Origin of the sequence: Lysobacter defluvii IMMIB APB-9 = DSM 18482, assembly GCF_000423325.1 — a bacterium.
Lineage (GTDB): Bacteria > Pseudomonadota > Gammaproteobacteria > Xanthomonadales > Xanthomonadaceae > Novilysobacter > Novilysobacter defluvii.
Map to the genome: position 1 here is coordinate 393107 of NZ_AUHT01000005.1, position 24557 is coordinate 417663.

Genomic DNA, 24557 nt, shown 5'->3' on the forward strand with positions numbered 1-24557 from the left:
TACAATGCGGGCATGCGACTGTTGATGCAGCAACGCCCCGAAGGCGACGAAGCACCCCGCTTCGTCCAGCTCATGCTCCAGCCCGACCTGCTGGGTGGCTGGACGCTGGTGCGCGAGAGCGGCCACATCGGCGGCCGCAGTCAGGTCCGGCGCGAGCAGTTCCTGGACCGCGACGCCGCGTTCGCGGCCCTGGCGAAGGCCCGCGACCTGCAGCTGGGGAAAGGCTTCCAGGTGGTGTTCAGCGAGGGCAGCCAGGGGCCGCGCTGACCCCATCCGGCCCCGCTCGGCGGATTCCCGGACCGGGTACCATGGACCGTTCGCATCAACCGAGGAACCCGCCTTGTCCAGTCCGCTCCGCAACGATCGCTTCCTGCGTGCACTCCGCCGCGAGCCGGTGGACCACACGCCGGTCTGGCTGATGCGGCAGGCGGGGCGCTACCTGCCCGAGTATCTTGCCGTGCGCCGCGAGGCGGGCAGCTTCCTGGCGATGGCCAAGAATCCCGAGATCGCCTGCGAGGTGACCCTGCAGCCGCTGCGGCGGTTCGAGCTGGACGCGGCGATCCTGTTCTCCGACATCCTGACCATCCCCGACGCGATGGGCCTGGGCCTGTACTTCGTCGAGGGCGAGGGACCGAAGTTCGAGCGCCCGGTGCGCAGCGTCGGCGACGTCGACCGGCTCGCGGTGCCCGACATGGCCGCGGAGCTGGGCTACGTCACCGACGCGGTCTCGCTGATCCGCCGCGAGCTCGACGGCGCGGTGCCGCTGATCGGCTTCTCCGGCAGCCCGTGGACGCTGGCCTGCTACATGGTCGAGGGCGGCGGCAGCAAGAACTTCAGCCACGTGAAGTCGCTCGCGCTCAACGAACCGGCCGCCATGCACCGGCTGCTGGACGTCATCACCGACTCCGTCATCGCCTACCTGTCCGCCCAGCGCGCGGCCGGCGCCCAGGCCCTGCAGGTCTTCGACACCTGGGGCGGCGTGCTGTCGCCGACCATGTACCGCGAGTTCTCGCTGCGCTACCTGCAGCGGATCGCCGCGGAGCTGGAGCGCGGTGACGGCGACGCGCGCACGCCGCTGATCCTGTTCGGCAAGGGCAACGGTGCCTACGTCGAGGAGCTTGCCGCGACCGGCACCGAGGGCGTGGGCGTCGACTGGACCATCGACCTGGACGAAGCCGCCCGCCGCGCCCGTGGCCGGGTCGCGCTGCAGGGCAACCTGGATCCGGCCACGCTGTACGGCAACCCGGACGCGATCCGCCGCGAGGTGGGCCGCGTCCTGGACGCCTACCGCGACGGCAACGGAGGTTCCCGCGAGGGCCACGTCTTCAACCTCGGCCACGGCATGTCGCCGGACATGAACCCCGACCACGTCAAGGTGCTGGTCGACGCGGTGCACGAGCTCAGCGCGCGCTGAGCTCCGGTTCCGGCGCGGCTGCCGCGCGGTCCAGTGCGGCGGCGAGGGCGGTGGCCAGCCGCTCCCCGGTCACGGGCTTGCGCAGGAAACCGGCAAAGCCGGCGGCGGCGACTTCCTCCTCCACGTCCGGGTCGGCACGCGCGGTAATCGCCAGCAAGGGGATCGCCACGCCCTGGGCGCGCAGCTGCCGCGCCAGCGCCAGTCCATCCATACCGGGCAGGTCCAGGTCCAGCAGCGCCGCGTCAAGGGGCAGCACCGCGGCCTCTGCCAGCGCGGCCAGCCCGTGCCCGGCGACCGTCACTTCGTGCCCCCGGGCCCGTAGCAGGCCGGCGATGACCTCCGCCACCACCGGGTCGTCCTCCACCAGTAGCAGCGCATGTCCGCCCGGGGGGGCGGAAGCGGCGGCATCCGCGTGCGCGAGCACCGGCGCGGGCGCCGCGGCAAGCGGAAGCGCCACGGTGAACCTGCTCCCCACGCCCGGCGTGGTTTCGATCCCGATGCCGCCCCCCATCGCGGCCGCCAGTTCACGGCTGATCGCCAGGCCCAGCCCGCTCCCGCCATGGCGCGCGGCGGTGCGCGCACCATCGGCCTGCTCGAAGCGCTGGAACAGCCGCTCGACCTGCTCCGCTTGCAGCCCGGGGCCGGTGTCCTCCACGGCGAAGCGCAGCGTGCCCGCCTCGTCGACGTCCACTTCCAGGCGCACCGAGCCACGGGCGGTGAACTTGACCGCGTTGCCCAGCAGGTTGAGCAGGATCTGCCGGACCCGGGTCGCGTCGCCGAGCACCGCCACGGGCACCGCCGCCGCCACCGTGCAGTCGAACTCCAACCCCCGCCGGCGCGCCAGCGGCGCGGTGAGTTGCGCGACCTGCGCGACCAGCTCGCGGGGGTCGAATGGCGCATGCTCCAGCTCCAGCCGGCCCGCCTCGATCCTCGCCAGGTCCAGGGCGTCGTCCAGCAGGCGCAGCAGGTGCTCGCCCGCGGTGCGGATCGACTCGGCACGCTCGCGCTGCTGGCTGCCGAGCGGATCGCCCAGGAGCAGCTCGGTCATCCCGAGCACACCGGTCATCGGGGTCCGGACCTCGTGGCCGAGGTTGGCGAGGAACCGGCTCTTGGCTTCGGAGGCTTCCAGCGCCAGCGCACGCTCGCGCTCGGCATTCCGGAGCCGGCGGCGGTGGGCGACGCGCCGGCGCACGGCCCGGCCAGCGCCCCAGGCGAGGAGCATGGCCAGCCCCGTCCAGGCCACCAGGGCGGCGCCGCTGCGCCACCACGGCGGAGGCAGCTCGAGCCGGATGCGCTGCTCGGCCGACGCATTGCCGTCCGCGTCCACCGCGCGTGCGCGGATCACGTGCCGGCCCGGCTCCAGCCCGGCCCAGACCCGTTCCGGGTTCCCGCCCTGCTCGATCCAGCCCGAGTCGTGTCCCACCAGCCATGTCTCGAAGCGGCTACCCGCAGGGTTGGCGAAGGCGAGCAGCGCCAACCGCAGGCGCAACTCCCGATCGCCCGGCGACAGCCGCGGCTCGTCGCCGGCCAGCGGATGCCATGCCCCGTCCCGCCGCACTGCCAGGGCGTCGACAACCAGCGCCGGTTCGCGCGGCGGCGGGTCGGCGACCATCGTGTCCAGCAGCATCACCGAGCCGTCGGCCAGGGCCGCGGCCAGCACTCCGCTGTCGCCAAGCACCATGCCCTGGTCCAGGAACTCCTGGCTGGAGAGCCCGTCGGAAAGCCCGAAGCTGCGCAGCCGGCCGGCTTGCGGATCCCACCGGTGCAGCCCGCGCGTGCTCGCAAGCCAGGCCCGCCCGCGCGGGTCGACCGCCAGGCCGGAGCCCTCCACCGCCGGCAGGCCCTCCTCGCTGCCGGCGGCCGCAGCACGCTGCCAGCGCCCATCGGCGAGCCGGTACTGCTCGAGCCCGGACAGGCGCTGCAGCCACAGTTCCCCGGGCGTGGCGAACGCGAGCGCAAAGACCCGGTCGCCGGTGGGCAGGCCCGGCACCGGCGCGAAGGCCCCGCCGCCGCGGGGCAACACGGCGACGCCGAAGCTGCCCGCTGCCCAGAGCCCGCCGGAGGGCCCGAACACCAGCGCCTCCAGTGCCCCGTCCGGCAGTTCCAGGCCCGGCCCGCCGCGCACGCTGCGCAGGACCCTGCCGGTGTCGGGGTCGCGCTGCTGCAGTCCCGAGCCGGCGTTCGCCAGCCACAGGGTGCCGTCCGGCGCGACCAGGAGGTGGTCCACCTGGCCGAGCATCGTCGGGTCGTCCGGACTCTCGGGCGTCCAGGCCTCGAACCGGCCGCCACCCGGCTCCACGCGCGCCAGCGCACCGGGGCCGCTTCCGCCGATCCACAGCCGGCCGGCCGGGTCCTCCACCATGGTCAGCGGACGAAGCTGCTCCAGACGCTGCCAGAGATCGGGCCGCACCGGCCGGACCCGCCCGTCGGGGCCGAGCCGCTCGAGCTGGCCGCCACGGGCCAGCAGCCACAATCCCCCGTCGCGGGCGGGCACGACGTCACGGTAGAGCTGTCCCGACAGGCCGCCGTCCTGGCTGGAGAGCACCGCCATCCGGCGCCAGTCGGGGCGCAGGTAGCCAAGCCCCACGCCCGGCACCGGCATCCAGAGCGCGCCGTCGTCCTGCCGCAGCATCTGCTGGAGCGCCCGCGTCGGCCCCTTGTTGCCGATGGGTGCCGGCACCGGGTCGCCGCTCGCGGGGACGTTCCACAGGCCCTGCTGGGTGGCGATCCAGTGGCCGCCGCCACCGTCCGGCTCGACGGCGAACGCCGCGTTGCCCGCCCCGAAGCGCCCGGACCAGGGTGGCGTGGTAACCCGTCCATCCGGCTCCACGCGGAAGATCCCGCTGCGCGCCCCGATCCACAGCGCGCGGCCCTCCGGGGTAATCGAGTAGATGATCGGCTGCGGGTCGTCGCCCGGCAGCGCGACCATTTCGAACCGCTCGCCGGACCGGCGCGCCAGCCCCTCCGTGGTGCCGGCCCACAGCGTTCCGCCGGCATCGAAGCGCAGGGCCAGGATCGTGTCCGCCGGCAATCCGGACTCCTCCCCCGACCAGTGCCGGCCCGCCGACGTTTCGCCGTGGCCCAGCCGGCTTACGCCGCCGTCGAAGCTGCCGTACCACAGCGCGTCCGCGTCGCTGGCCAGCGCCCACACGTTGGAGGCATCGGCATGGTGGCGGAACCGACGCCGCTGCCGGTCGAGCACGGCCAGTCCGCGCCCTTCCACCGCGACCCACACCTGGTCGCGCCCGTCGACGTGGACGGCGGTGATGTAGTTGCCCGGCAGGCTCCCGGGGTCGGCCGGGTCGTGGCGCCAGACCCGGAAGCCGCGCCCGTCGTGGCGCGCCAGGCCGTCCGCGGTCGCCACCCAGACATGCCCGACGCTGTCGGTGGCGATGCCGTTGACCGCGCTCGACGGTAGCCCGTCGGCAACGCCGATCAGACGTGGCTGCGGGATCGCCGGGACCCGCAGGGCGGTCGGGGACGCGTCCTCCGCGGGCGCACTCGGCCGGGCCGGCGGCGTGCCCTCCGCAGCGACCGGCAACGGCGCGGAAAGGCCGGCGACCACCGCCAGCAACGCCGCGCACAGGCCGCCCAGCGGCGACCGCGTCGTATTCCCCATCTCCCTGCTCCCCAGGCTCCCTGCCGGCCTAGGGTCGGCGAAGGCCGGCGCTCCGCGCAAGCAGGCGCCTACCCGGGTCAGCGGCCCGCGAACGCCCGCACCGCAGCCACGTCGAAGGGCCAGTCGAGCTCCCCGCCGCCGGCCTCGCGCCCGAGCACCGGCACCCGGATGCCGTAGCGCGACTCCAGGGCCTCGTCACCGTCGATGAACACGTTGCGGAAATCGCCCGCACCCGCGGCGGCGAGCACCTCGATCGCCTGGTCGCACAGGTGGCAGTCGTCGCGCTGGTAAAGGATCAGTGCCATCAGGGGGATCGGCCCGGCCGGCCGGGGTACAGAAGGGGTCGGATATAGTACGGCGCCCTGCGGGATCCCCCACCCAAGCCCTGAAGCGTCCATGGCCGTCAGCTGTTTCGACCTGTTCAAGATCGGCATCGGGCCGAGCTCCTCCCACACCGTCGGCCCGATGCGCGCGGCCGCCCGCTTCGTCGAGCACTGGCTGGACGAGGAGGGGCACCTGGAGAAGGTGGCGAGGGTGCGCGCGGAGGTGTTCGGCTCGCTTGCCCTGACCGGCCGCGGCCACGGCACCGACAAGGCGGTGATGCTCGGCCTGGAGGGCCACTGGCCGGACCGGGTCGACCCGGACCTGATCCCCGGCATCCTGGAGCGCGTCCGCGGCGACGGCCGCATCCGCCTGCTCGGGCGCCACGAGATCGCCTTCGACGAGAAGCGCGACCTCATCATGAACAAGCGCCAGAAGCTGCCGTTCCACACCAATGGCATGCGCTACACCGCCTACGACGCGGAGGGCAACGTACTGGCGACCCGCGACTACTACTCGGTGGGCGGCGGCTTCGTGGTCAACCAGGACGAGGCGGCCGAGGACCGGATCGTCGCCGACACCACCGCCGTTCCCTACCCCTTCTCCAGCGGCGACCAGCTGATCGCCACCGCGCGCGAGTCGGGCCTGGGGATCGCCGGGCTGATGATGGCCAACGAGCAGGTCTGGCGAAGCCGCGAGGAGATCGAGGCCGGCCTGGACCAGATCTGGGCGGCGATGAAGTCCTGCATCGAGCGCGGCCTGCGCTCCGGCGGCACGCTTCCCGGCGGGCTGAAGGTGACCCGCCGCGCGCCCGGCCTGCTGGCCCACCTTTCCGCGCTCCCGGAGGCGATGGCCACCGACCCGCTGACCATGCTCGACTGGGTGAACCTGTTCGCCCTGGCAGTCAACGAGGAGAACGCCGCCGGCGGCCGCGTGGTCACCGCGCCGACCAACGGGGCGGCCGGGGTGATCCCGGCGGTGCTGCAGTACTACGAGCGCTTCGTGCCCGGTGCCGACCGCGCCGGCATCCACACCTTCCTGCTGACCGCCGCCGCGGTGGGCATCCTGTACAAGGAAAACGCCTCCATCTCCGGCGCCGAGGTCGGCTGCCAGGGCGAGGTCGGCGTGGCCTGCTCGATGGCCGCCGCAGGGCTGACCGCGGCCATTGGCGGCACGCCGGGCCAGGTCGAGAACGCCGCCGAGATCGGCATGGAGCACAACCTCGGCCTGACCTGCGACCCGATCGGCGGGCTGGTGCAGATCCCCTGCATCGAGCGCAACGCCATGGGCGCGGTCAAGGCGATCAACGCCAGCCGCATGGCCATGCGCGGCGACGGGACCCACAAGGTCACCCTCGACAAGGTCATCAAGACCATGCGCGAGACCGGCAACGACATGAAGGACAAGTACAAGGAAACCAGCCGCGGCGGCCTGGCGGTGAACGTGATCGAGTGCTGAGTTCCGCGCCACGATCCACGCTGTTCCATGCCAGGGGGTAAAGGACCGCCCGCGGCGGCCGTAATCACGTAGGCCCCGCATCGCATCCGAGGCCGGCTGGCCGGCGGTGGCAAGGAGGTTCCATGCCACTGCGCGTCCTGACGTTCGTCCTGCTCCTGTGCGCCCTGCTCCCGCAGCCTGCGCGGGCACTGGACCCGGCAAAGTCGTTCCACCATTACGTGCGCGACAGCTGGTCGGTGCAGGAGGGGATGCCGCAGATCAGCGCGGTGGCGATCGCGCAGACGCCCGACGGGTACATCTGGATCGCGACCCAGTCGGGGGTGTCGCGCTTCGACGGCGTCGGCTTCCAGACCTTCTCGCCCTCGAACGAGCCGGCGATCCCGCACCCGGTGACCACCTCCCTTGCAGTGGATCCGGAAGGCGCGCTCTGGATCGGCACGCGCGGGGGCATGGCGGTCCTGCGCGACGGCCGCTTCCACGAGGTTCCCTGGGCCGGCGACGGCATGGCGCCGATGATCAACGGCCTCGACCTGGGCGCGGACGGGACGGTGTGGGCGGCCACCTCCTCCGGCGCCGCACGGGTGCGCGGCGGCGCGCTGCGGCCCCTGCCCGGCAGCGCCGACGCATCGGCCGTGTTCGAGGCCGACGACGGAACGCTGTGGGTGGGGAACCTGGAAGGCGTGCGCCTGTGGGACGGCCGCGGCTGGACGGCCACCCGCTGGCCGGGCACCGACGAGCCGGAGGTGGTGTACGGGCTGCTCGACGTCGACGGCGAGATCTGGGCGGCCACCGCCCGCGGCATCCACGTCCACGGCCGCTCGGGCTGGCGCCCGTTCCCGGGTGCCGCGGGGGACGACGCCCTGCCGCTGCACTTCCTGTACCGCGACGGCGACGGCAACGTATGGGGCGGGGGCGACCTCGGGCTGGTCCGCGTGCGCCCGGACCGCAGCGTGGAGGTGGTGCCGGCCACGCGCGGCAATGGACTGTTCAACCTGTTCAATGCCTTCGAGGACCGCGAGGGCAACCTCTGGCTGGGCAGCCTCTCCAACGGCCTGAGCCGGATCTGGAACGGCTGGACGCGCCGCTACAGCACCCAGGAGGGCCTGCCGGATGCGACGGTCTGGACGCTGGTCCCGGACCCCGACGCCCGCGCGGTCTGGGTAGGCACCAACAACGGGCTCGCGCGCCTGGTGCCGGGCGGCCACTTCATGCGCCCGGAGGTCGGGGAGCTCGGCCGCACCTCCGCGATTCGCACCCTGTTCGCCGAACCCGGAAGGCTCTGGATTGGCCTGCGCAGCGGGCTGGCGCTCTACGAGCCCGGCCGCGGAAGGCCCGCAGCCACCCCGGAATGGGCACGCAGGATCCGGGTGCCCGTGATCGGCTTTGCGCGCGATCCCGACGGAAGCCTATGGATTTCCACCCTGGGCGGCATGCTGCGCTGGGACGGGACCTCGCTGGAGGAGTTCGACGCGAGCCGTGGCATCGCGGGGGCCGTGGCCGAGTTCCGGATCACGGCGGAAGGACGCCGCCTGGCGCTGACCCGCACCACCCTGCTGGAGTTCGACGGCGAGCGGTTTGTCCCGGCTCCCGAGGCCGGCGACCTGCCACGGGAAGCGAAGCTGGGGGGCATCACCCAGCTCGAGGACGGGCGCCTGGTGCTGGCGGGCGTGGGCGCCCTGGTCCTGCTGCGACACGGGGATCGATGGGTCCAACTCGACGAATCGACCGGCCTGTTCCCCGGCTCCCCGTTCCAGATCCTCGAAGGGGGCGGCCACCTGTGGGTCTCGAGCATGCACGGGGTGTATCGCCTGGCGCTCGCCGACCTGGATGCATTCGCCGGCGGAAGCGCGTCCCGCGTCGAGCCGCAGATGCTGCTCAACGAGCGCGGCATGCCCAACGGCGGACAGCAGGGCCTGTGCTGCAACGGCTCCGGCCCGAGCGACGGCTTCCTCGACGGGCACACGCTGTGGTTGCCCACCCGTGACGGCGTCGTTGCGCTGGACACCGCGGACATCGTCCGCAATCCGGTCCCGCCCGCCGTGCATGTCACCGGCCTGCGCGCCGGCGGACGGACGCACCAGCCCGGGGCGGATGCGCCGATCACGCTGGCGGCCGACCAGCGCGACCTCGCGCTGGGTTTCAGCGTGCTCGGCTACCAGGATCCGCGCAGCAACCTCGCGCGGTACCGCCTGGTCGGCTATGACCAGCAATGGCAGAGCGCCGGCCCAATGGAACGGGAGGTCCGCTATACCAACCTGCCGCCGGGCGAGTACGTGTTCGAGGTCGTCGGCAGCAACAACGCCGATGTGTGGGGAAGCGGAGCCGCCCGGCTCCGGTTCGCCATCGAGCCGCACTTCCACGAGACCGCCGCGTTCCCGCTGTTGCTGGGCGCCCTCGTCCTGCTGCTGGTCTACGCGGGCTACCGCTACCAGCGCTACCGGTTCCGGGTGCGGCAGGCGCAACTGGAGGCACTGGTGGGCGAGCGCACCGCCGAGCTGGCCGAAACCAACCACCAGCTCGAGCAGGCGAGCCTGACCGACCCGCTGACCGGGCTGCGCAACCGCCGCTACCTGGCCCGCCAGATCCCCGCCGACCTCGACTACTACGACCGCCAGCTCACCGCCAACCCGGGCGCTGCCGAGGTCATCGTGTTCGCCCTGCTCGACATCGACCACTTCAAGCAGGTGAACGACCTGCACGGCCACGCCGCGGGCGACCGCGTGCTGGAGGAGGTCGCGCTCCGGCTGGAGAACATGATCCGCAGCGGCGATTACGTGGTCCGCTGGGGCGGCGAGGAGTTCCTGCTGGTGTTCCGGCCGATGCCCGCCGGCCAGGTGCCGCGGCTGGGGGAGCGGCTGCGCACCGCGGTGTCGCCCGCCCCGTTCGACCTGGGGGACGGCCGCAGCATGGGGCTCACCGCCTCGGTCGGGCTGTCGGAGTACCCGATGTTCCGACGTGCCGGTGGCGAGCCGCTGGGATGGGAGGGCATGGTGGAGCTGGCCGACCAGGCGCTCTACCAGGTCAAGCGCCACGGGCGCGATGGCTGGGCGATGTTCCGCCCGACCGCGTCGACCCGTACCGAAACCCTGCTTTCGGACCTGCAGCACGGTCCGGACGCACTGCTGCAGGCGGGGGAGCTGGAACTGGCCGGCTCGGCCATCATGCTGAGCCTCAGCAGGGGCTGAGCCCGCCGGCACGCACGGGTGGGCCGGCGCCCTTAGACTCACGCGATGCCGGACTCCACCCGCCGTCCCCGCACCCGTGGCGGGCGCCCGTACGCTGGCGCCGGGCTGCTGCTGGCACTGGCGCTCGCGATCGGGATGCCCTCTTCCGTCGCGTCGCCGGTGGACGCGGCACACGCCGGGGAAGGCCCCACGCCCGAAGGGGCGATCGCCACCTTGCGCGTGGAGGACCAGGGCAGCCGCTGGCTGGTCTGGGCCGACAACCGGCTCGCCGGCCCCGCCGAGGTCATGGTCGACTTCATCGAATCCCGCAACGTCTCCGCGCAGCCGGCGCTGCCGGCCCGCGCCACGCTGCCGGCGGGCGGAAGCCGGGTGGTCGCGGTGATCGGGCACGGCGGCGGCGGAGGCCGGCCGCGATTCCGCCTGCAGGCGCGGAGCATTCCAGGGCAGCCCGGCACCCGTCCGGAAGATGTCCTGTACCGGCTGCCGGTCGACGCCACGGCGGTGCGCGTGGACCAGGGCTACGGTGGCGCCTACAGCCACCACGACGACGAGAACCGCTACGCGATCGACCTGGCGGTACCGGAAGGCACCCGGGTCCTGGCCGCACGCGACGGCGTGGTCATGCAGGTCGGGCCGCGGGACGGCAGGGGCGGCCCCAGCGGCAACTTCGTCCGGCTGCTGCACGACGACGGCAGCATGAGCCTGTACGCGCACCTGCAGCCCGGCGGCGCGCTGGCCACGCCGGGGCGCCGGGTGCGCGCAGGCGAGCGGATCGGGCTGTCGGGAAGCACCGGCCACGCCACCGGGCCGCACCTGCACTTCGCGGTGCAGGCCAACCGCGGGATGCGGCTGGTCTCGATCCCGTTCCGCATGGACGGGCTGCCCGGAAGCGCGCGGCCCGCCGCGGAAGAAGGGCTCAGAACGCGTTCGGGCCCTTGATGGTGAACTCGAAGTTGGCCGGCAGGTTGAGGTTGACCGCCGGCTGGCCCTCGGCATCCGCGCTGCTGGAGAAGCTGATCGACATCAGCCCCTGGAACATCGACAGCAGGGTGCCGAAGGACTGCAGTGCGGTGAACAGCGCCTGGAACTGGTCGCCAGCCAGCTCGGACCCGTTGAGGCGGTGGTCGGTCAGGTTGATGTACTGCTGGTCAACCACGACGCCGATCCGGCCGTTGCCGTCCACGCCCAGGAAGCCGGCGCCGAACGGGTTCTCGCGGATGACGTTGCCATCGTTGGCCCGCGCCTCCACCCGGGCGGCGTCGTGGACGTGGTGGCTGACCGCCAGGTCGCCCCGGGTGAACGGGTCCACGCCGGTGACCTGGGTGGTCTGCCCGGTGGTGCCATCGGTGATGGTCACCGTCGAGGCGTAGGTCACCTTGGCGTTGTCGTGGGCGGGCTTGGTCTCGATGGTGACCTTGGTGCCGTCCTCGAGCTGGAAGGTGGTGTCCCCGTAGAAGTCGAAGGCGCGCTTGCCGTCGATGTCCACGTGCGGGTCGCCCCAGATGCGGTAGTCCTCGCCGGTCGCCTTGTTGTTGATGTGGACGGTGCCGGTGTCGGTCAGGCGGATGTCGTAGTTCCGGTTCTCGTAGAAGAACTCGTTGCCCTTCGCCTTTGCCCGGATGGGGCCGTCAAGCGCCTCGGGATTGACGGTGAGGTTGTCGATCGTGATCTGGCTGGCTTGCATGGCACCACCCCTGTCGTGGAATGGTGCCAAGTAGAGCCCCCGGGGCGGAAACTGCCAACTGGGTCCGCCCCTACCCCGGGCGGACCCTAGGCAGCGCTGCGCTCGGCGAGCTCCTGCCAGCGCGGCAGCTTGTCGAGTTGCCCGACCGAGCGCAGGTACTCGGTGTCGACCTCGGTACCGTTGACCAGGGCGCTCGCCACGTGGACGGCACCGGTCACCCAGAAGCCGCCGGTGCGCGTGCGGCGCGGGCCGTACTGGAACGCGACCGCCTCCACGATGGGGTCCGGCAGGCCCCAAAGCCCGAGCAGGTACGCGCCCGCGGCCGCGTGGCGCTGGTCCGCAGCGGCAGCCGCGTCGCCGTCCGCATCGTCCGCGCCGGACCCGGCTGCAGCCTCGTCGCCGCCGGTGTCCGGCAGCAGGCGCCCCACCTCGGCCAGCAGGCCGGCGGTGGTGGCCAGCTCCGCGCTCGGACCCGCAAGCAGGCGTCCGGCCAGCTGCGACACCCGCAGCGCGCGCGCCTGCATCGCCTCGCGCTCGTCCTCGTCCATCTCGTCGTGCACCAGCGCCTCGCTGGCCAGCACGACCTGGCGCAGCGTCTGCAGCCCCAGCCGGGTGGCGGCGGCGCGGATGTCGGTCACCTCGCGCCCGGCCGAGAAATACGCCGAGTTGCAAAGACGCAGCACCCGCGCGACCACCGCCGGATCGCGTCCGAGCAGCTCCGCAATCGTGGCCATCGGTACGTCGGGGTCGCGCATCACGCGCACCAGCTCCAGGTACAGCCTCGGCGGGGCCGGCAGCGACTCGATGTTGCCGATCGCCTGCTTCAGCTCCGGGCTGTCGAGCACCTCGCGCAGCTCCAGCACGCTCTCCAGGGCATCGACCACCTCGAGGGGGTCCATCGGGCGGCGCAGCACGCGGTGGGCACGGTCGAGCAGCTGCAGCGCGTCGCTGTCCTGGCCCGGCTCCAGCAGGACGATGCGGACCGCGCCCGGGTGGGCCTCGCGCAGCTCCGCCAGCGCGGCGCGCGCGGCCCCGTCGCGCGGAACCGACGACACGAGCGCATCGACCTGGCCGCGCCCGGTGGGGCCGCCCACGGCGGGATCCGGCAAGTGCTCGACCTGCCAGTCCAGGTCGAAGTCGGCCAGGGTCCGGCGAAGCTCGTCGACGCGTGCGGGCTCTTCGCCGCAGATCAGGATCAGCACAGGGGTTCCTCCAGCAAGAATGGGCCCGCGGGATGCCCCGCCACAGCCGTTGACGGCTACCCTGCCGCCGACTTGAGCCGCGAGTCCGGAAGCACGTCACAAACCGTGCGAAGCCCGCGCCCCCGTATACTTGCCGGCTTCCCCTGGCCAGTCCCGGCGCATCCGCGCTACGCCCCATGTCCGAAGTTTCCGCACAGGCGCAGCGCCGCCGTACCTTCGCCATCATTTCCCACCCCGACGCGGGCAAGACCACGCTGACCGAGAAGCTGCTGCTGTTCGGCGGCGCGATCCAGATGGCCGGCTCGGTCAAGGGCCGCAAGGCCGCGCGCCACGCGACCTCGGACTGGATGAAGCTGGAGCAGGAGCGCGGCATCTCCGTGACCTCCTCGGTGATGCAGTTCCCCTACCGCGACCACGTGGTGAACCTGCTCGACACCCCGGGCCACGCCGACTTCGGCGAGGACACCTACCGCGTGCTCACCGCGGTGGACTCCGCGCTGATGGTCATCGACGTGGCCAAGGGCGTGGAGGAGCGCACCATCAAGCTGATGGAGGTGTGCCGGCTGCGCGACACGCCGATCATGACCTTCATCAACAAGCTCGACCGCGAGGGCAAGGAGCCGATCGAGCTGCTGGACGAGGTCGAGTCGGTGCTGGGCATCCAGTGCGCGCCGCTGACCTGGCCGATCGGCATGGGCAAGCGCCTGAAGGGCGTGGTGCACCTGCTCAGCGGCGAGGTCCACCTGTACGAGCCCGGGCGCAACTTCACCCGCCAGGACTCGACCATCTTCCCCTCCATCGACTCGCCGGGCCTGGAGGAGCGCATCGGCGCCCAGGCGCTGGCCGACCTGCGCGACGAGCTGGAACTGGTGCAGGGTGCCAGCCATCCCTTCGACCTGGAGCGCTACCTGGCGGGCGAGCTGACCCCGGTGTTCTTCGGTTCGGCGGTCAACAACTTCGGCGTGCAGCTGCTGCTGGACTTCTTCGTGAAGCACGCGCCGTCGCCCGGCCCGCGCGAGACCACCGGCCGCGAGGTGGCGCCCACCGAGGACAAGCTGACCGGCTTCGTGTTCAAGATCCAGGCGAACATGGACCCGCAGCACCGCGACCGGGTCGCCTTCATGCGCGTGTGCTCGGGCCGCTTCCAGGCCGGCATGAAGGCCTTCCACGTGCGCAGCGGCAAGGACATGAAGCTGGCCAACGCACTGACCTTCATGGCCAGCGACCGCGAGATCGCCGAGTCGGCCTGGCCCGGAGACGTGATCGGCATCCACAACCACGGCACCATCTCGATCGGCGACACCTTCACCGAGGGCGAGAAGCTGGCCTTCACCGGCATCCCCAACTTCGCCCCGGAGCTGTTCCGCCGCGCCCGCCTGCGCGACCCGCTCAAGCTCAAGCAGTTGCAGAAGGGCCTGGCGCAGCTGTCGGAGGAAGGCGCGACCCAGTTCTTCAAGCCGCTGCTGGGCAACGACCTGATCCTGGGCGCGGTGGGCGTGCTGCAGTTCGACGTCGTCGCCTACCGGCTCAAGGCCGAGTACGGCGTGGACGCGATCTTCGAGCAGGTAAGCGTGGCCACCGCCCGCTGGATCCACTGCGACGACGAGAAGAAGCTGGAGGAGTTCCGGGACCGCAACGCCGCCAACCTGGCGATCGACGGGGCCGGCGAGCTGGTCTACCTGGCGCCGACCCGGGTCAACCTGCAGCTGGCACAGGAGCGTGCGCCGGGGGTCGAGTTCCGCGCCACCCGCGAGCACGCGCAGTCGGTCGACCCGGCCTGACCGGGGGCGGTCCAATTCACCACTGCTTTACCGGGCGGTGCGGAAGGTAAGGGCGAATCCAGCCGAAGGATCCGCACATGGCCGACCGCACCGCACGACACCTGTCCCTGCTCGCGCTTCCGCTTGCACTGGCGCTCGGCGCCTGCGGAGGCGACAACGACGAGACCGAGCCGGAAGTCGCCGCCAGCCAGGTCGCCCCGGACCAGGGCCAGCGGCACCCCGCCGACCCGCGCGGTGCCAGCGACCTGGGTGATCAGGCAGACGACGGCATCACCCGCTACAACTGCCAGGGCGGCTGGACCGTCGAGGTCGACGGCGAGGCGGCACACGTCTTGGCGATGGACGGCCGGGCCGTCCAGCTGCCGGTCAGTGACCGCAGTCCCCCGCTCTACGCGGGCGAAGGCCTGGAGTTCAGCGTAGGCGACAACGGCGCCACCCTGGTGCAGGACGCGGGCCAGCCGCTTCCATGCGAGCGCAGCTGACCGAAGCCTGGCGCATTCCCGCGCGGCATCCGTGGTGGACCGCGCTCGCCGTGCTGCTGCTGGCGATCCTGGTCCTGGTGCTGGTATGGGACTGGAACTGGTTCAAGGGGCCGGTCGAGCGGCGGGTGGAGGCCGCGACCGGCCGTGAGTTCGACATCGGCGGCGACCTCGACGTCGACCTGGGGCTGGTGCCCCTGGTCCGCGCCGACCAGGTGCGGCTCGGCAACGCGGACTGGTCCGGGCACGAGGACATGGCGCGGGCCGAGCGCCTGGAGCTGGGCATCGAGCTGTTGCCGCTGCTGCGCGGCACCGTGAGCCTGCCCCTGCTGCGCCTGGACAGCCCCCGGCTGCTGCTGGAGCGCGGGCCCGACGCCACCGGCAACTGGATCTTCGACCTCGACGACGGTGGTGAGAGCCGCTGGGAGCTGCGCCTCGGGAAGGCGGTGATCGAGTCCGGCGCGCTGCGCTACCTGGACGAGGACAACGGCACCGACATCCTGGTCGGCATCGCGAGCACCCCGGATGGCAGCCGCACCGTGGCCAACCTCTCGGAGGTGACCGACGGCGGTGACGGCGCGGCGGGCACGCAGCGGCCGGAGGGCGATGCTGCCGGCGGCGATGCCGCGGACGCGGAAGGCACCGCCAGTCCCGACATCTTCGTCTCGGGCGGGGGCACCTGGGAAGGTAACGAGTTCACCCTGGAAGGCAACGGCGAGTCGCCCCTGGAGCTGATGGACACCGAGGCGCCCTACCGCATCGACGTGCAGGCACGTGCCGGCGCCACCCGCGCCCGCGCGCGCGGCACCCTGCTCGACCCGCTGCGGCTGCGCGACTTCGACCTGCAGTTCGAACTGGCCGGCCAGGACCTGGAAAACCTGTTCCCGCTCGTGGGCGTCGCCCTGCCGCCCACCCCGCCGTACCGTCTGGATGGGCGGCTCACGCGCGACATCGAGGGTGCGCGCAGCATCTGGCACTACAACGACTTCACCGGCGTGGTCGGCGAGAGCGACCTGGGGGGCGATGCCTCCTTCACCACGGGCGGCGAACGCCCCCTGCTGGTGGCCGACCTGCACTCCTCGCGGCTGGACTTCGACGACCTGGGTGGTTTCGTCGGTGCCCCGCCCGATGGCGACGGCGAGGAGACCACCAACCCCGAGCTGGCCGCCCACGCCCAGGAGCGCCGCGCCCAGGGACGGGTCCTGCCCGACCACCCCTACGAGCTCTCCAAGCTGCGCTCGATGGACGCCGACGTCCGGCTGAAGGCGACCCGCATCAACTCCCCGGTCCTGCCGCTGGACGACATGGACGCGCACCTGGTGCTCGAAGCCGGATTGCTGCGGCTGGACCCGCTGGCCTTCGGCGTCGCCGGCGGGACCATCCGCTCCACCATCCGGATGGACGCGCGCCAGGACGCGATCCGCACCGACGCGGACATCAACGCCGCCGGGCTGGACCTGGCGCAGGTGCTGCCGGACGTCGAGATGCTCCAGAACGCGGTCGGCCGCGTCAGCGGCCACGCGACCCTGGGCGGCAACGGCAACTCGATCGCGCGGATGCTGGGCAGCGCCGATGGCGAGGTCGCGCTGGGCACCGGCCGCGGTTCGATCAGCAACCTGGTGATGGAGCTGGCCGGGATCGACCTGGCCGAGATCATCAAGTTCAAGCTCGGCGAGGACCGGATGATCCCGATCCGCTGCGCCTTCGCGGATTTCGAGGTGGACGACGGCGTGATGAACGCCCGCGCGCTGGCATTCGACACCACCGACACGATCCTGGTGGGCGAAGGCAGCATCGATCTTGGCGAGGAACGGCTGGACCTGGTGATCCGCCCGCGGCCCAAGGACCGCAGCCTGCTCGCGTTCCGGACCCCGCTGCTGGTGCAGGGCCGGTTCCTGGAGCCCGACCTGGGCGTGGATCCGGGTCCCATCGCGCTGCGCGCGGCGGTGGCCCTGACGCTCGGAAGCATCGCCCCGCCGGCGGCACTGCTGGCGACGCTGGAGCTGGGACCCGGCGAGGATTCGGGATGCGGCGGGGAATACGCGCACTGAGCGCGGCCGGCGGAACCCCGTTACCCCGCGATGTAGCGCTGGAGCTGGTCGAGTTCTTCCTGCTGGTCCTCGATCACCGCCTTGACCAGATCGCCGATCGAGACCACGCCGATGACCCGGTCGCCATCGACCACCGGCAGGTGGCGCAGGCGGCGGTCGGTGACCAGTTGCATGCAGCGGTCGACCGTGTCGTCCAGGCCGACCTGGACCACGTCGGGGGTCATGATCTCCTGCACCAGGGTGCTGGACGACGAGCGTCCCTGCAGCACCACCTTGCGTGCGTAGTCGCGCTCGGACACCACGCCTGCGAGCCGCTCCCCATCCAGCACCACCAGTGCCCCGATGCCCCGCTGCGCCATCAGCCGGATCGCCTCGACCACGGGCGCGTCCGGCGCGACCGAGTACACCTCACTGCCCTTGCTTTCCAGCAGGTGCCGTACGTTGCGCATGGTATTCACCTCCTACGCGTTGGACTCCACCCGGACCTGCCCCCGTGGGAGGCAGCCATGTGTCCACAAGATAGAGCGGCCGCTGCTTGGATTCCATGTACAGGCGCCCGAGGTACTCGCCGATCATCCCCAGCGCGATCAATTGCACGCCGCCCAGGAACAGGATCACCGCCATCATCGTGGGCCAGCCCTGCACCGGGTCGCCGAACAGCAGCGCCTTGGCCACGACCCAGGTCCCGTAGCCGAAGGCGAACAGCGCGGTCAGCAGACCACAGTAGGTCGCCAGCCGCAGCGGCGCGGTCGAGAAGCTCGTGATTCCCTCCAGCGCGAAGTTCCACAGCTGCCACAGGTTGAACTTGCTGTGCCCGGTCGAACGCGGCTCGCGCTTGTACTCGATGGCCACGCTGTTGAAGCCGATCCAGCCGAACAGTCCCTTCATGAAGCGGTGGCGTTCGCGCAGCTGCCGCAATGCCTCCAGCGCGCGTGGCGAGAGCAGTCGGAAGTCGCCGGTGTCGGCCGGGATCGGCGTCCGGGACAGCCGGCCGATCACCCGGTAGAACAGGTGCGCGGTGCCACGTTTGACCAGGCCCTCGCCCTCGCGCGCGACCCGGGTGCCGTGGACGTCGTCGTAGCCTTCGCGCCAGCGCTCGACGAACCGGGGCATCAGCTCCGGCGGATCCTGGCCGTCGGCGTCCAGGATCATCGCCGCGCCCGACTCGACCCGGTCGAGGGCGGCGGTCAGCGCCGCCTCCTTGCCGAAGTTGCGCGACAGCCGCAGCAGGCCGACGCGCGGGTCGGCCGCGGCGAGGGCCTGCATCACGCCCCAGGTGCCGTCGCGGCTGCCATCGTCGACATAGAGCACCCGGCACTCGAGCCCGAAGCGCTGTTCGACCTCGCGCAGCGCCGCAAGGATGCGCGGCTGCAGCAACGGCAGGCTGCCGGCCTCGTTGAAGGCAGCGACGACGACGGTCAGGCGGTCATGCAGCAGGGGCGCGGTCATGGGGCGGATGGTACGGACTACAGCTGCTCGAGGTAGCCCGTGCCGCCGATCTGGCGCATCTGGCGCTGGATCTGCCCGGTGCGTCGCTGGACGTAGGGGCCGGGATTGGCGGCGCTGTAGCGCCTCGGGCTGGGCAGCACCGCGGCCAGGCGCGCGGCCTCGGCAGGGGTCAGCTGGGCCGCGTCCTTGCCGAAGTAGCGCCGTGCCGCCGCCTGGGCGCCGTACACGCCGTCGCCGAACTCGGCCACGTTGACGTAGACCTCGAGGATGCGCTGCTTGGGCCACAGCGCCTCGAGCAGCACGGTGTACCAGGCCTCCAGTCCCTTGCGCAGCCAGCTGCGCCCGCTCCACAGGAACAGGTTCTTCGCCGTCTGCTGGCTGATCGTGCTGGCACCGCGCACGCGCCCTCCGCGGGCATTGCGCTCGGCGGCCGCGCGGATCGCCTCCAGGTCGAAGCCGTGGTGGCCGGCGAAGCGCTGGTCCTCCGCGGCGATCACCGCCACCGCCAGCTGCGGGGAGATGTCCCGGGCGTCGCGCCACCGGTAATCCACCCGGAATCCGCGGTCGCCGGCGCGGAGCGCCTCCACCTGCCGCGCCACCATGAAGGCGGAGAACGGCGGATCCACGAATCGCAGCACCAGCACCTGCGACACGCTGCCCACCACGGCCAACAGCACCGCCAGCGCCAGCCACCGAAGCAGCCTGCGCATCGGGCCGCGCCGGCGCCGGCCGCCCTGCCTGTTCCTGCCCATTGCCGCTCCCCGCAGACATCGCCGTGGCCTGCGCGCCATTATGGTGGGCCATCCCACGCGACCCCAGTGACAACCCGATGAGCGATGCGAACGACCGCCTTACCCGTTTCCTGATCGACCGTGCCGGCGTGCGGGGCGTGCATGTACGCCTCGACGATGCCTGGGCACGGGTCCGCGCGAACATGCGTGCGACCGGGGAGCGTGCGCCGGCCGCGCTGGAACTGCTCGGCGAGGCGCTCGCGGCCGCGGCGCTGTTCACCGGCCACACCAAGGTCGATGGCCGCCTGGCGGTCCAACTGCGCACGCCCGGCGCGCTGCGCACCCTGTTCGCCGAGTGCACCGCCAGCGGCACCGTGCGCGGCATCGTCCGCGTCGATCCGGACGCCGGCGCCGTGCCCCGCAACCCGGCGGAGTTCGGGGAAGGCAGCGTACTGGCGATCACGATCGAGAACCCGCCGGCCCCGGGCCGCCGCGATCCGGTGCGCTACCAGGGCCTGGTGGGCCTGCAGGCGGACTCGCTTGCGGGCGCCTTCGAAGACTACTTCCGGCAGTCCGAGCAGCTTCCGACGCGGCTGCTGCTCGCCACCGACGGCGACCGCGTCGCGGGCGTGATGCTGCAGAAGCTCCCCGGCGACGAGGGCGACGAGGACGGCTGGAACCGCTCCAGCGCCCTGTTCGACACCCTGCCCGGCACCGAGTTGCTGGAGGTGCCCGCCTCGCTCCTGCTCACCCGCCTGTTCCACGAGGACGGCGTCCAGCTGTTGGGAGGACGCGACCTGGAATTCGGCTGCTCGTGCTCCACCGGACGCGTCGAGGCGATGCTCGTCTCGCTGGGCGAAGACGAGGCGATCGCCGCGACCCGCGCGAGCGGAACGCCCGGGGTCGCGGAGATCACCTGCGAGTTCTGCGGGGAGCGCTACCACATCGACGAGGAGCGGCTGCGGCGCCTGCTCGACGCCGATGCCACGGGCGTCGATGCGCCGGGACGCACCCAGTGAACGGGATTGTGGCCGGTGTCACGGCGGGTTCCGGCTGCCTTCACATCCCATTGATTGTTAAGGATCCATAAATCCCATAAGCTCGGACGCGACACTCGGGGGAACCAACGCGACCGGCCACGGTCGTACCAATCGTCATGCACACGCCTCTGTCCCGATTGACGCTGGCCCTTGTCCTCGCCTTTGGCGTGGCGGGCGGCGCGCATGCGCAGGCGAAAGCATCCGGCACTGCGGCGCTCCCGGTCTGGGACGGCAGCGGAAAGCTCGAGGCGGTACTGCTGCTGGAGCCGGCCGGGGATGCGGCCGTCTCCGGCAACCGCTGGCAGCTGGGCAGCAATACGCTGGAAGCCGCCTTCGGCGTGCAGTCCGGCAACGAGCTCGGGCTGCTGTGCAACCAGACCGGCTCCCTGGGCATGGCCATCGGCAACCTCGCCGAGAACTGCATGCTGGCCAGCGTCGGCGCGCGCGACCAGGGCGCTGCCCGTGCGGGCGCCAGCCTCAGCCGCGGCAACACCGAGGTCGGCGTCGCCATGGGCAAGGCCCGGGCGGCACTTCCCTCCTGGCTGTCGCCGGGGCGCCCGGCAAGCCGCGTCGACGAAAACACCCTCACCGTCTACGGCGAGCAGCACATCGGTCGCGAGGCCACCGTCTCCATCGGTGGCACCTGGGCCCGCGCGCGCCTGGTCCCCGCGGTCGAAGTCCCGGCCCTGGCCGGGCGCTGGGACAGCGTCAGCCTGACCGTCGGCGCGGACTACGGCGACTTCGGCGCCAACATCATCGGCCGCGTGGTCGACAACCCGGGTCCCGCGGGCAACTGGGAAGGCGTCGGCCTGGGCTTCACCTGGCGCACGCCGTGGAGCGGCCGCCTGACCGTAGGCGCGGAAAAGCTCACCCGCGGCGGCAACCCGTTCGCTCCCGGGGTCGAGGTAGAGGACGAGGGGACCGTCCCGTACGTGCGGTACGAGCAGGACCTTTGAACCCGCTTCCGGGTGCTTGCTTTTGCACCCCACATCCCCCCTCTTCGAGAGGCTGCCTTCACGCGTCAATCACGCGTGGAGCGCCCGGCTGATCCCAACGTACTGATTTTTCTTGGTGTTACGGCGGCGCGAAGCATTCCTTAACGCAGCTTTAATCCGGCGACAATGACCGCTACCATCGGCCTGCCTTGCCGGTTTTGTCCTTTCACCACACCGGGGAGGTCCTATGGGATACCAAGACTCAGTTGGAGAGAGAGATGACCCTTAAGACCCACAAGCTCCGCGACGCGATTTCACTCGCGCTCGTCGCCGGAGCGGCTGCCGTTTCCGGCAACGCCTTCGCTCAGGAGGCCAGCCCCACTGGCCAGGACGCCACCACCCTCGACCGCATCGAGGTCACCGGCTCTCGCATCCGCCAGGTGGATGCCGAGACCTCCCAGCCGATCCTGGTGCTGGACCGCCAGGCCATCGAGCAGTCCGGCCGCACGTCGGTCGCCGACCTGCTGCAGACCATCACCACCAACGGCGCCCCGATCAACACCCAGGTCAACAACGGCGGCGACGGCTCCGCCGGCGTGGACCTGCGCGGCCTTGGTTCCGCCCGGACCCTCGTCCTGGTCAACGGCCGCCGCTGGGTCTCCAGCCTGGGCGGCAGCGTCGACCTGAACACCATCCCCTCGGCCATGGTCGAGCGGGTCGAGATCCTGAAGGACGGTGCGTCCTCGATCTACGGCTCCGACGCCATCGCGGGCGTGGTCAACCTCATCACCCGCCAGGACTTCGACGGCGCGGAAGCCCACGTCTACTACGGCCAGTACAGCCAGGGCGACGGCGAGCGCACCACCGCCGACTTCACGCTCGGCTCGAGCAGCGACCGCGGCAACATCGTGATCGGCATCTCGCACACGGACGAGAAGGCGGTCTCGGCCGCTGACCGCGCCATTTCCCGCGACCCGGTCTTCGGCTTCGGTTCCTCGCAGTACAGCTCGTTCTCGAACTACGGCCAGATCTGGGACCTGATCGACGCCGACGGCAACCCCACCGGCGACATCAACGAAGCCGCCACGCTCGCACGCTGGGTGGTCAACGACGGCGCGGATGGCCGCGACCTCGCCAACTACCATCCGTTCAGCAGTGCGGACGCGTACAACTACGCCAAGGACAACTACCTGCGCACGCCGAACGAGCGGACGTCGCTGTACGTGCAGGGCCGCTACGACATCACCGACACCGTGGCGTTCGTTACCGACGCGCTGTACAACGAGCGCCTGTCGGCGCAGCAGCTCGCCGGCTTCCCGCTCGGCGAGGGCAACTACCTGTCCGGTGACCAGGGCCTGTCCGCGGACAGTTACTACAACCCCACCCGGGGCACGGCGAACGCGCGCGAGCTGAACTGGAGCCGGCGCCTGGTGGAGCAGGAGCGCTTCTACGAGCAGGACGTCAAGACCTGGCACTTCTACGGCGGCTTCCAGGGCTCGTTCGACTTCGCGGACCGCTACTTCGACTGGGATGTCGGCTACGCGTTCAACCGCAACGACCAGACCGACATGCAGATCGGCGACGTCAACATGCAGGCCCTGCGCACTGCGACCGGCGCGTCCTTCCTGGGCGACGACGGCGTCGTGTACTGCGGTACGCCCGACGCGGTCATCGAGGGCTGCGTGCCGTTCAACCCGCTCAGCAGCCCCGGCGAGATCACCCAGGAGCAGCTCAACTACATCCTGTTCACCGCCAAGGACAAGTACCAGAACACCAGCAAGAGCTACACCGCCAACATCAGCGGCGACCTGTTCCAGCTGCCGGGCGGCATGGCGGGCTTCGCGGCCGGCTTCGAGCACCGCAAGGAGTCCGGCTACGACAACCCGGACGCGTTCGTGTCCGCCGGCCTGTCCTCGGGCAACGCGCGCCAGCCGACCTCGGGCGGGTACGACCTGAACGACTTCTACGTCGAGCTGCTGTTGCCGGTGCTGTCCGACGTGCCGGGTGCGCAGCTGCTGGAGTTCAGCCTTGCCACCCGCTACTCGGACTACAGCAACTTCGGCGAGACCACCAACAGCAAGTTCGGTTTCAAGTGGAAGCCGATCGACGACCTGCTGGTGCGAGGCAACTGGGCCGAGGGCTTCCGCGCCCCGGCGATCAGCAACCTGTTCGGTGGCGCCGCGGCCTCGTATGACAGCTACGGCGACCCCTGCTCGGCGGACAGCCCGTACTTCTCGCGACCGGAAGTGCAGCAGCGCTGCGCCGCGGCCGGCGTGCCGGAGGGCTTCGTGCAGCGCACCAACGCCGGCGACGGCTACAACGGCCAGACCCCGTATCCGTTCAACTGGGTGTCGAACGTCGACCTGGGGCCGGAGACCGCCACCAACAAGACCCTGGGCTTCGTCTACAGCCCCGGATACTTCAGCGGCTTCGACCTGTCCGTCGACTGGTGGGAGATCAGCATCGAGGGGGCGATCAGCCGTCCTTCCGCCACCTACATCCTCGACCAGTGCTTCGTGGAGGGCGACGAGGGCTTCTGTGACATCGCGTATGGCCTTGGCGGGCTCACCCGCGACACATTCGGCACCATCAACAACTTCAACCGCGGCCTGCTGAACCTGGCCGAGGTCGAGGTCGAAGGCTTCGACGTGACGGCGCGCTACCGCCTCCCGGAGACGAACTACGGCAGCTTCTGGCTGGTGTGGGACAACTCGTACATCGCACGTTACGAGTCGCGCTCGACCCCCGAAGGCGAGTGGGACAACGTGGTGGGCGAGTACAGCCAGGATGTTCCGACCTGGCGCCTGCGCTCCAACCTGGGCGTGAACTGGAACCTGGGTGACTTCGGCGCAAGCTGGACCACGCGCTACTACTCCGGCCTGGTGGAGTCCTGCCCGACCTTCGCGCTCTCGGCGTGCAGTGACCCCGACCGCCGCATCGAGGCCGGTGCCGATCCGCAGAACCGCCTGCCCTCGACCACCTACCACGACGTGCAGGTCCGCTACGAGCTGCCGTGGAACGGCCAGGTCGCGGTAGGTGTCAACAACGTGTTCGACAAGGATCCGCCGGTCTCCTTCCAGGCCTTCGCGAACTCGTTCGACTCCCAGTACGACACCCCGGGGCAGTTCTACTACATGGAGTACCGCCAGCGCTTCTGATGCACGGCGGATAGCAACAGGGAGGGCGGCCCCGGCGACGGGGCCGCCCT

At 71.3% G+C, this 24557-nt stretch carries 18 protein-coding genes; 11 read left to right on the plus strand and 7 right to left on the minus strand.

What is annotated here, in order from left to right; all coding sequences use genetic code 11:
- The first annotated feature begins 12 nt into the window (after positions 1-12).
- Positions 13-267: a WGR domain-containing protein gene (locus tag G545_RS0104180; protein ID WP_027069295.1), complete on the plus strand. Its 255-nt coding sequence runs from the start codon at positions 13-15 to the stop codon at positions 265-267.
- Positions 268-340: 73 nt separating this feature from the next.
- Positions 341-1414, plus strand: a complete 1074-nt coding sequence (gene hemE, locus G545_RS0104185) for a uroporphyrinogen decarboxylase (RefSeq protein WP_027069296.1) — start codon at positions 341-343, stop codon at positions 1412-1414.
- Here hemE and G545_RS13485 read toward each other — a convergent pair.
- Together G545_RS13485 and G545_RS0104195 are read right to left on the minus strand one after the other, a co-directional pair.
- Positions 1401-5033, minus strand: coding sequence for a hybrid sensor histidine kinase/response regulator (locus G545_RS13485; RefSeq protein ID WP_052347259.1), 3633 nt, complete (start codon positions 5031-5033; stop codon positions 1401-1403). The two genes, hemE and G545_RS13485, sit on opposite strands and share 14 nt — an antisense overlap.
- A gap of 77 nt (positions 5034-5110) precedes the next feature.
- The gene (locus tag G545_RS0104195; RefSeq protein WP_027069297.1) at positions 5111-5338 is read right to left on the minus strand and encodes a glutaredoxin family protein; all 228 of its coding nucleotides are present in this window, start codon (positions 5336-5338) and stop codon (positions 5111-5113) included.
- Positions 5339-5429: 91 nt separating this feature from the next.
- Between G545_RS0104195 and G545_RS0104200 the strand changes: the two genes are divergently transcribed.
- The 3 genes from G545_RS0104200 (at position 5430) to G545_RS13495 (ending at position 10936) form a co-directional block, all read left to right on the plus strand.
- Positions 5430-6812, plus strand: coding sequence for an L-serine ammonia-lyase (locus G545_RS0104200; protein ID WP_027069298.1), 1383 nt, complete (start codon positions 5430-5432; stop codon positions 6810-6812).
- A gap of 122 nt (positions 6813-6934) precedes the next feature.
- Entirely contained in the window at positions 6935-9997 is a 3063-nt protein-coding gene (locus G545_RS13490) for a ligand-binding sensor domain-containing diguanylate cyclase (protein WP_052347260.1), read from the plus strand.
- A 45-nt stretch (positions 9998-10042) separates the two neighbouring features.
- Entirely contained in the window at positions 10043-10936 is an 894-nt protein-coding gene (locus G545_RS13495; RefSeq protein ID WP_231553217.1) for a M23 family metallopeptidase, read from the plus strand.
- Here the strand turns inward: G545_RS13495 and G545_RS13500 are convergent.
- Positions 10914-11681 (minus strand): DUF1521 domain-containing protein, encoded by a 768-nt coding sequence (locus G545_RS13500; protein WP_052106873.1) that lies wholly within the window; start codon positions 11679-11681, stop codon positions 10914-10916. The genes G545_RS13495 and G545_RS13500 overlap by 23 nt on opposite strands.
- 86 nt (positions 11682-11767) lie before the next feature.
- Entirely contained in the window at positions 11768-12883 is a 1116-nt protein-coding gene (locus tag G545_RS0104220; RefSeq protein WP_027069299.1) for an HDOD domain-containing protein, read from the minus strand.
- A 176-nt stretch (positions 12884-13059) separates the two neighbouring features.
- On the opposite strand from G545_RS0104220, the gene G545_RS0104225 reads away from it, so the two are divergent.
- The 3 genes from G545_RS0104225 to G545_RS0104235 all read left to right on the plus strand — a co-directional run bounded on the left by G545_RS0104225 (position 13060) and on the right by G545_RS0104235 (position 17194).
- Positions 13060-14664, plus strand: a complete 1605-nt coding sequence (locus tag G545_RS0104225; protein ID WP_027069300.1) for a peptide chain release factor 3 — start codon at positions 13060-13062, stop codon at positions 14662-14664.
- 77 nt (positions 14665-14741) lie between these two features.
- Complete coding sequence (locus G545_RS0104230) at positions 14742-15146, plus strand: hypothetical protein (protein WP_027069301.1); 405 nt, start codon at positions 14742-14744, stop codon at positions 15144-15146.
- The gene (locus tag G545_RS0104235) at positions 15131-17194 is read left to right on the plus strand and encodes an AsmA family protein (RefSeq protein ID WP_027069302.1); all 2064 of its coding nucleotides are present in this window, start codon (positions 15131-15133) and stop codon (positions 17192-17194) included. Before G545_RS0104230 ends, G545_RS0104235 begins: the two co-directional genes overlap by 16 nt.
- Before the next feature lie 20 nt (positions 17195-17214).
- On the opposite strand, the gene G545_RS0104240 is transcribed toward G545_RS0104235, so the two are convergent.
- From G545_RS0104240 to mtgA, 3 genes are read right to left on the minus strand one after another with little or no spacing between them, the layout of a single operon-like run.
- Positions 17215-17643, minus strand: coding sequence for a CBS domain-containing protein (locus tag G545_RS0104240; protein ID WP_027069303.1), 429 nt, complete (start codon positions 17641-17643; stop codon positions 17215-17217).
- Positions 17603-18643 carry a glycosyltransferase family 2 protein gene (locus G545_RS0104245; protein WP_036136437.1) on the minus strand — a complete coding sequence of 347 codons (1041 nt, stop codon included), beginning with the start codon at positions 18641-18643 and terminating at the stop codon, positions 17603-17605. Before G545_RS0104245 ends, G545_RS0104240 begins: the two co-directional genes overlap by 41 nt.
- Before the next feature lie 17 nt (positions 18644-18660).
- Positions 18661-19395: a monofunctional biosynthetic peptidoglycan transglycosylase gene (mtgA, locus tag G545_RS0104250; protein ID WP_027069305.1), complete on the minus strand. Its 735-nt coding sequence runs from the start codon at positions 19393-19395 to the stop codon at positions 18661-18663.
- 77 nt (positions 19396-19472) lie between these two features.
- On the opposite strand from mtgA, the gene hslO reads away from it, so the two are divergent.
- The 3 genes from hslO (at position 19473) to G545_RS0104265 (ending at position 24507) form a co-directional block, all read left to right on the plus strand.
- Positions 19473-20393, plus strand: a complete 921-nt coding sequence (gene hslO, locus G545_RS13505) for an Hsp33 family molecular chaperone HslO (RefSeq protein WP_052106605.1) — start codon at positions 19473-19475, stop codon at positions 20391-20393.
- Positions 20394-20530: 137 nt separating this feature from the next.
- Positions 20531-21370 (plus strand): XOO1806 family protein, encoded by an 840-nt coding sequence (locus tag G545_RS0104260; protein ID WP_027069306.1) that lies wholly within the window; start codon positions 20531-20533, stop codon positions 21368-21370.
- A gap of 257 nt (positions 21371-21627) precedes the next feature.
- Positions 21628-24507: a TonB-dependent receptor domain-containing protein gene (locus tag G545_RS0104265; protein ID WP_027069307.1), complete on the plus strand. Its 2880-nt coding sequence runs from the start codon at positions 21628-21630 to the stop codon at positions 24505-24507.
- Positions 24508-24557 lie beyond the last annotated feature (50 nt).

What these genes read in the sequence shown, in the direction of transcription:
- G545_RS0104245 (WP_036136437.1), bottom strand. Translation starts at nt 18,643, where the DNA reads ATGACCGCGCCCCTGCTGCATGACCGCCTGACCGTCGTCGTCGCTGCC.
- G545_RS13490 (WP_052347260.1), top strand. Translation starts at nt 6,935, where the DNA reads ATGCCACTGCGCGTCCTGACGTTCGTCCTGCTCCTGTGCGCCCTGCTC.
- G545_RS0104240 (WP_027069303.1), bottom strand. Translation starts at nt 17,643, where the DNA reads ATGCGCAACGTACGGCACCTGCTGGAAAGCAAGGGCAGTGAGGTGTAC.
- G545_RS0104265 (WP_027069307.1), top strand. Translation starts at nt 21,628, where the DNA reads ATGACCCTTAAGACCCACAAGCTCCGCGACGCGATTTCACTCGCGCTC.
- G545_RS0104260 (WP_027069306.1), top strand. Translation starts at nt 20,531, where the DNA reads ATGCACACGCCTCTGTCCCGATTGACGCTGGCCCTTGTCCTCGCCTTT.
- mtgA (WP_027069305.1), bottom strand. Translation starts at nt 19,395, where the DNA reads ATGGGCAGGAACAGGCAGGGCGGCCGGCGCCGGCGCGGCCCGATGCGC.
- G545_RS0104195 (WP_027069297.1), bottom strand. Translation starts at nt 5,338, where the DNA reads ATGGCACTGATCCTTTACCAGCGCGACGACTGCCACCTGTGCGACCAG.
- G545_RS0104200 (WP_027069298.1), top strand. Translation starts at nt 5,430, where the DNA reads ATGGCCGTCAGCTGTTTCGACCTGTTCAAGATCGGCATCGGGCCGAGC.
- G545_RS13485 (WP_052347259.1), bottom strand. Translation starts at nt 5,033, where the DNA reads ATGGGGAATACGACGCGGTCGCCGCTGGGCGGCCTGTGCGCGGCGTTG.
- G545_RS0104225 (WP_027069300.1), top strand. Translation starts at nt 13,060, where the DNA reads ATGTCCGAAGTTTCCGCACAGGCGCAGCGCCGCCGTACCTTCGCCATC.
- G545_RS0104235 (WP_027069302.1), top strand. Translation starts at nt 15,131, where the DNA reads ATGCGAGCGCAGCTGACCGAAGCCTGGCGCATTCCCGCGCGGCATCCG.
- G545_RS13500 (WP_052106873.1), bottom strand. Translation starts at nt 11,681, where the DNA reads ATGCAAGCCAGCCAGATCACGATCGACAACCTCACCGTCAATCCCGAG.
- G545_RS0104180 (WP_027069295.1), top strand. Translation starts at nt 13, where the DNA reads ATGCGACTGTTGATGCAGCAACGCCCCGAAGGCGACGAAGCACCCCGC.
- G545_RS13495 (WP_231553217.1), top strand. Translation starts at nt 10,043, where the DNA reads ATGCCGGACTCCACCCGCCGTCCCCGCACCCGTGGCGGGCGCCCGTAC.
- G545_RS0104230 (WP_027069301.1), top strand. Translation starts at nt 14,742, where the DNA reads ATGGCCGACCGCACCGCACGACACCTGTCCCTGCTCGCGCTTCCGCTT.
- hslO (WP_052106605.1), top strand. Translation starts at nt 19,473, where the DNA reads ATGAGCGATGCGAACGACCGCCTTACCCGTTTCCTGATCGACCGTGCC.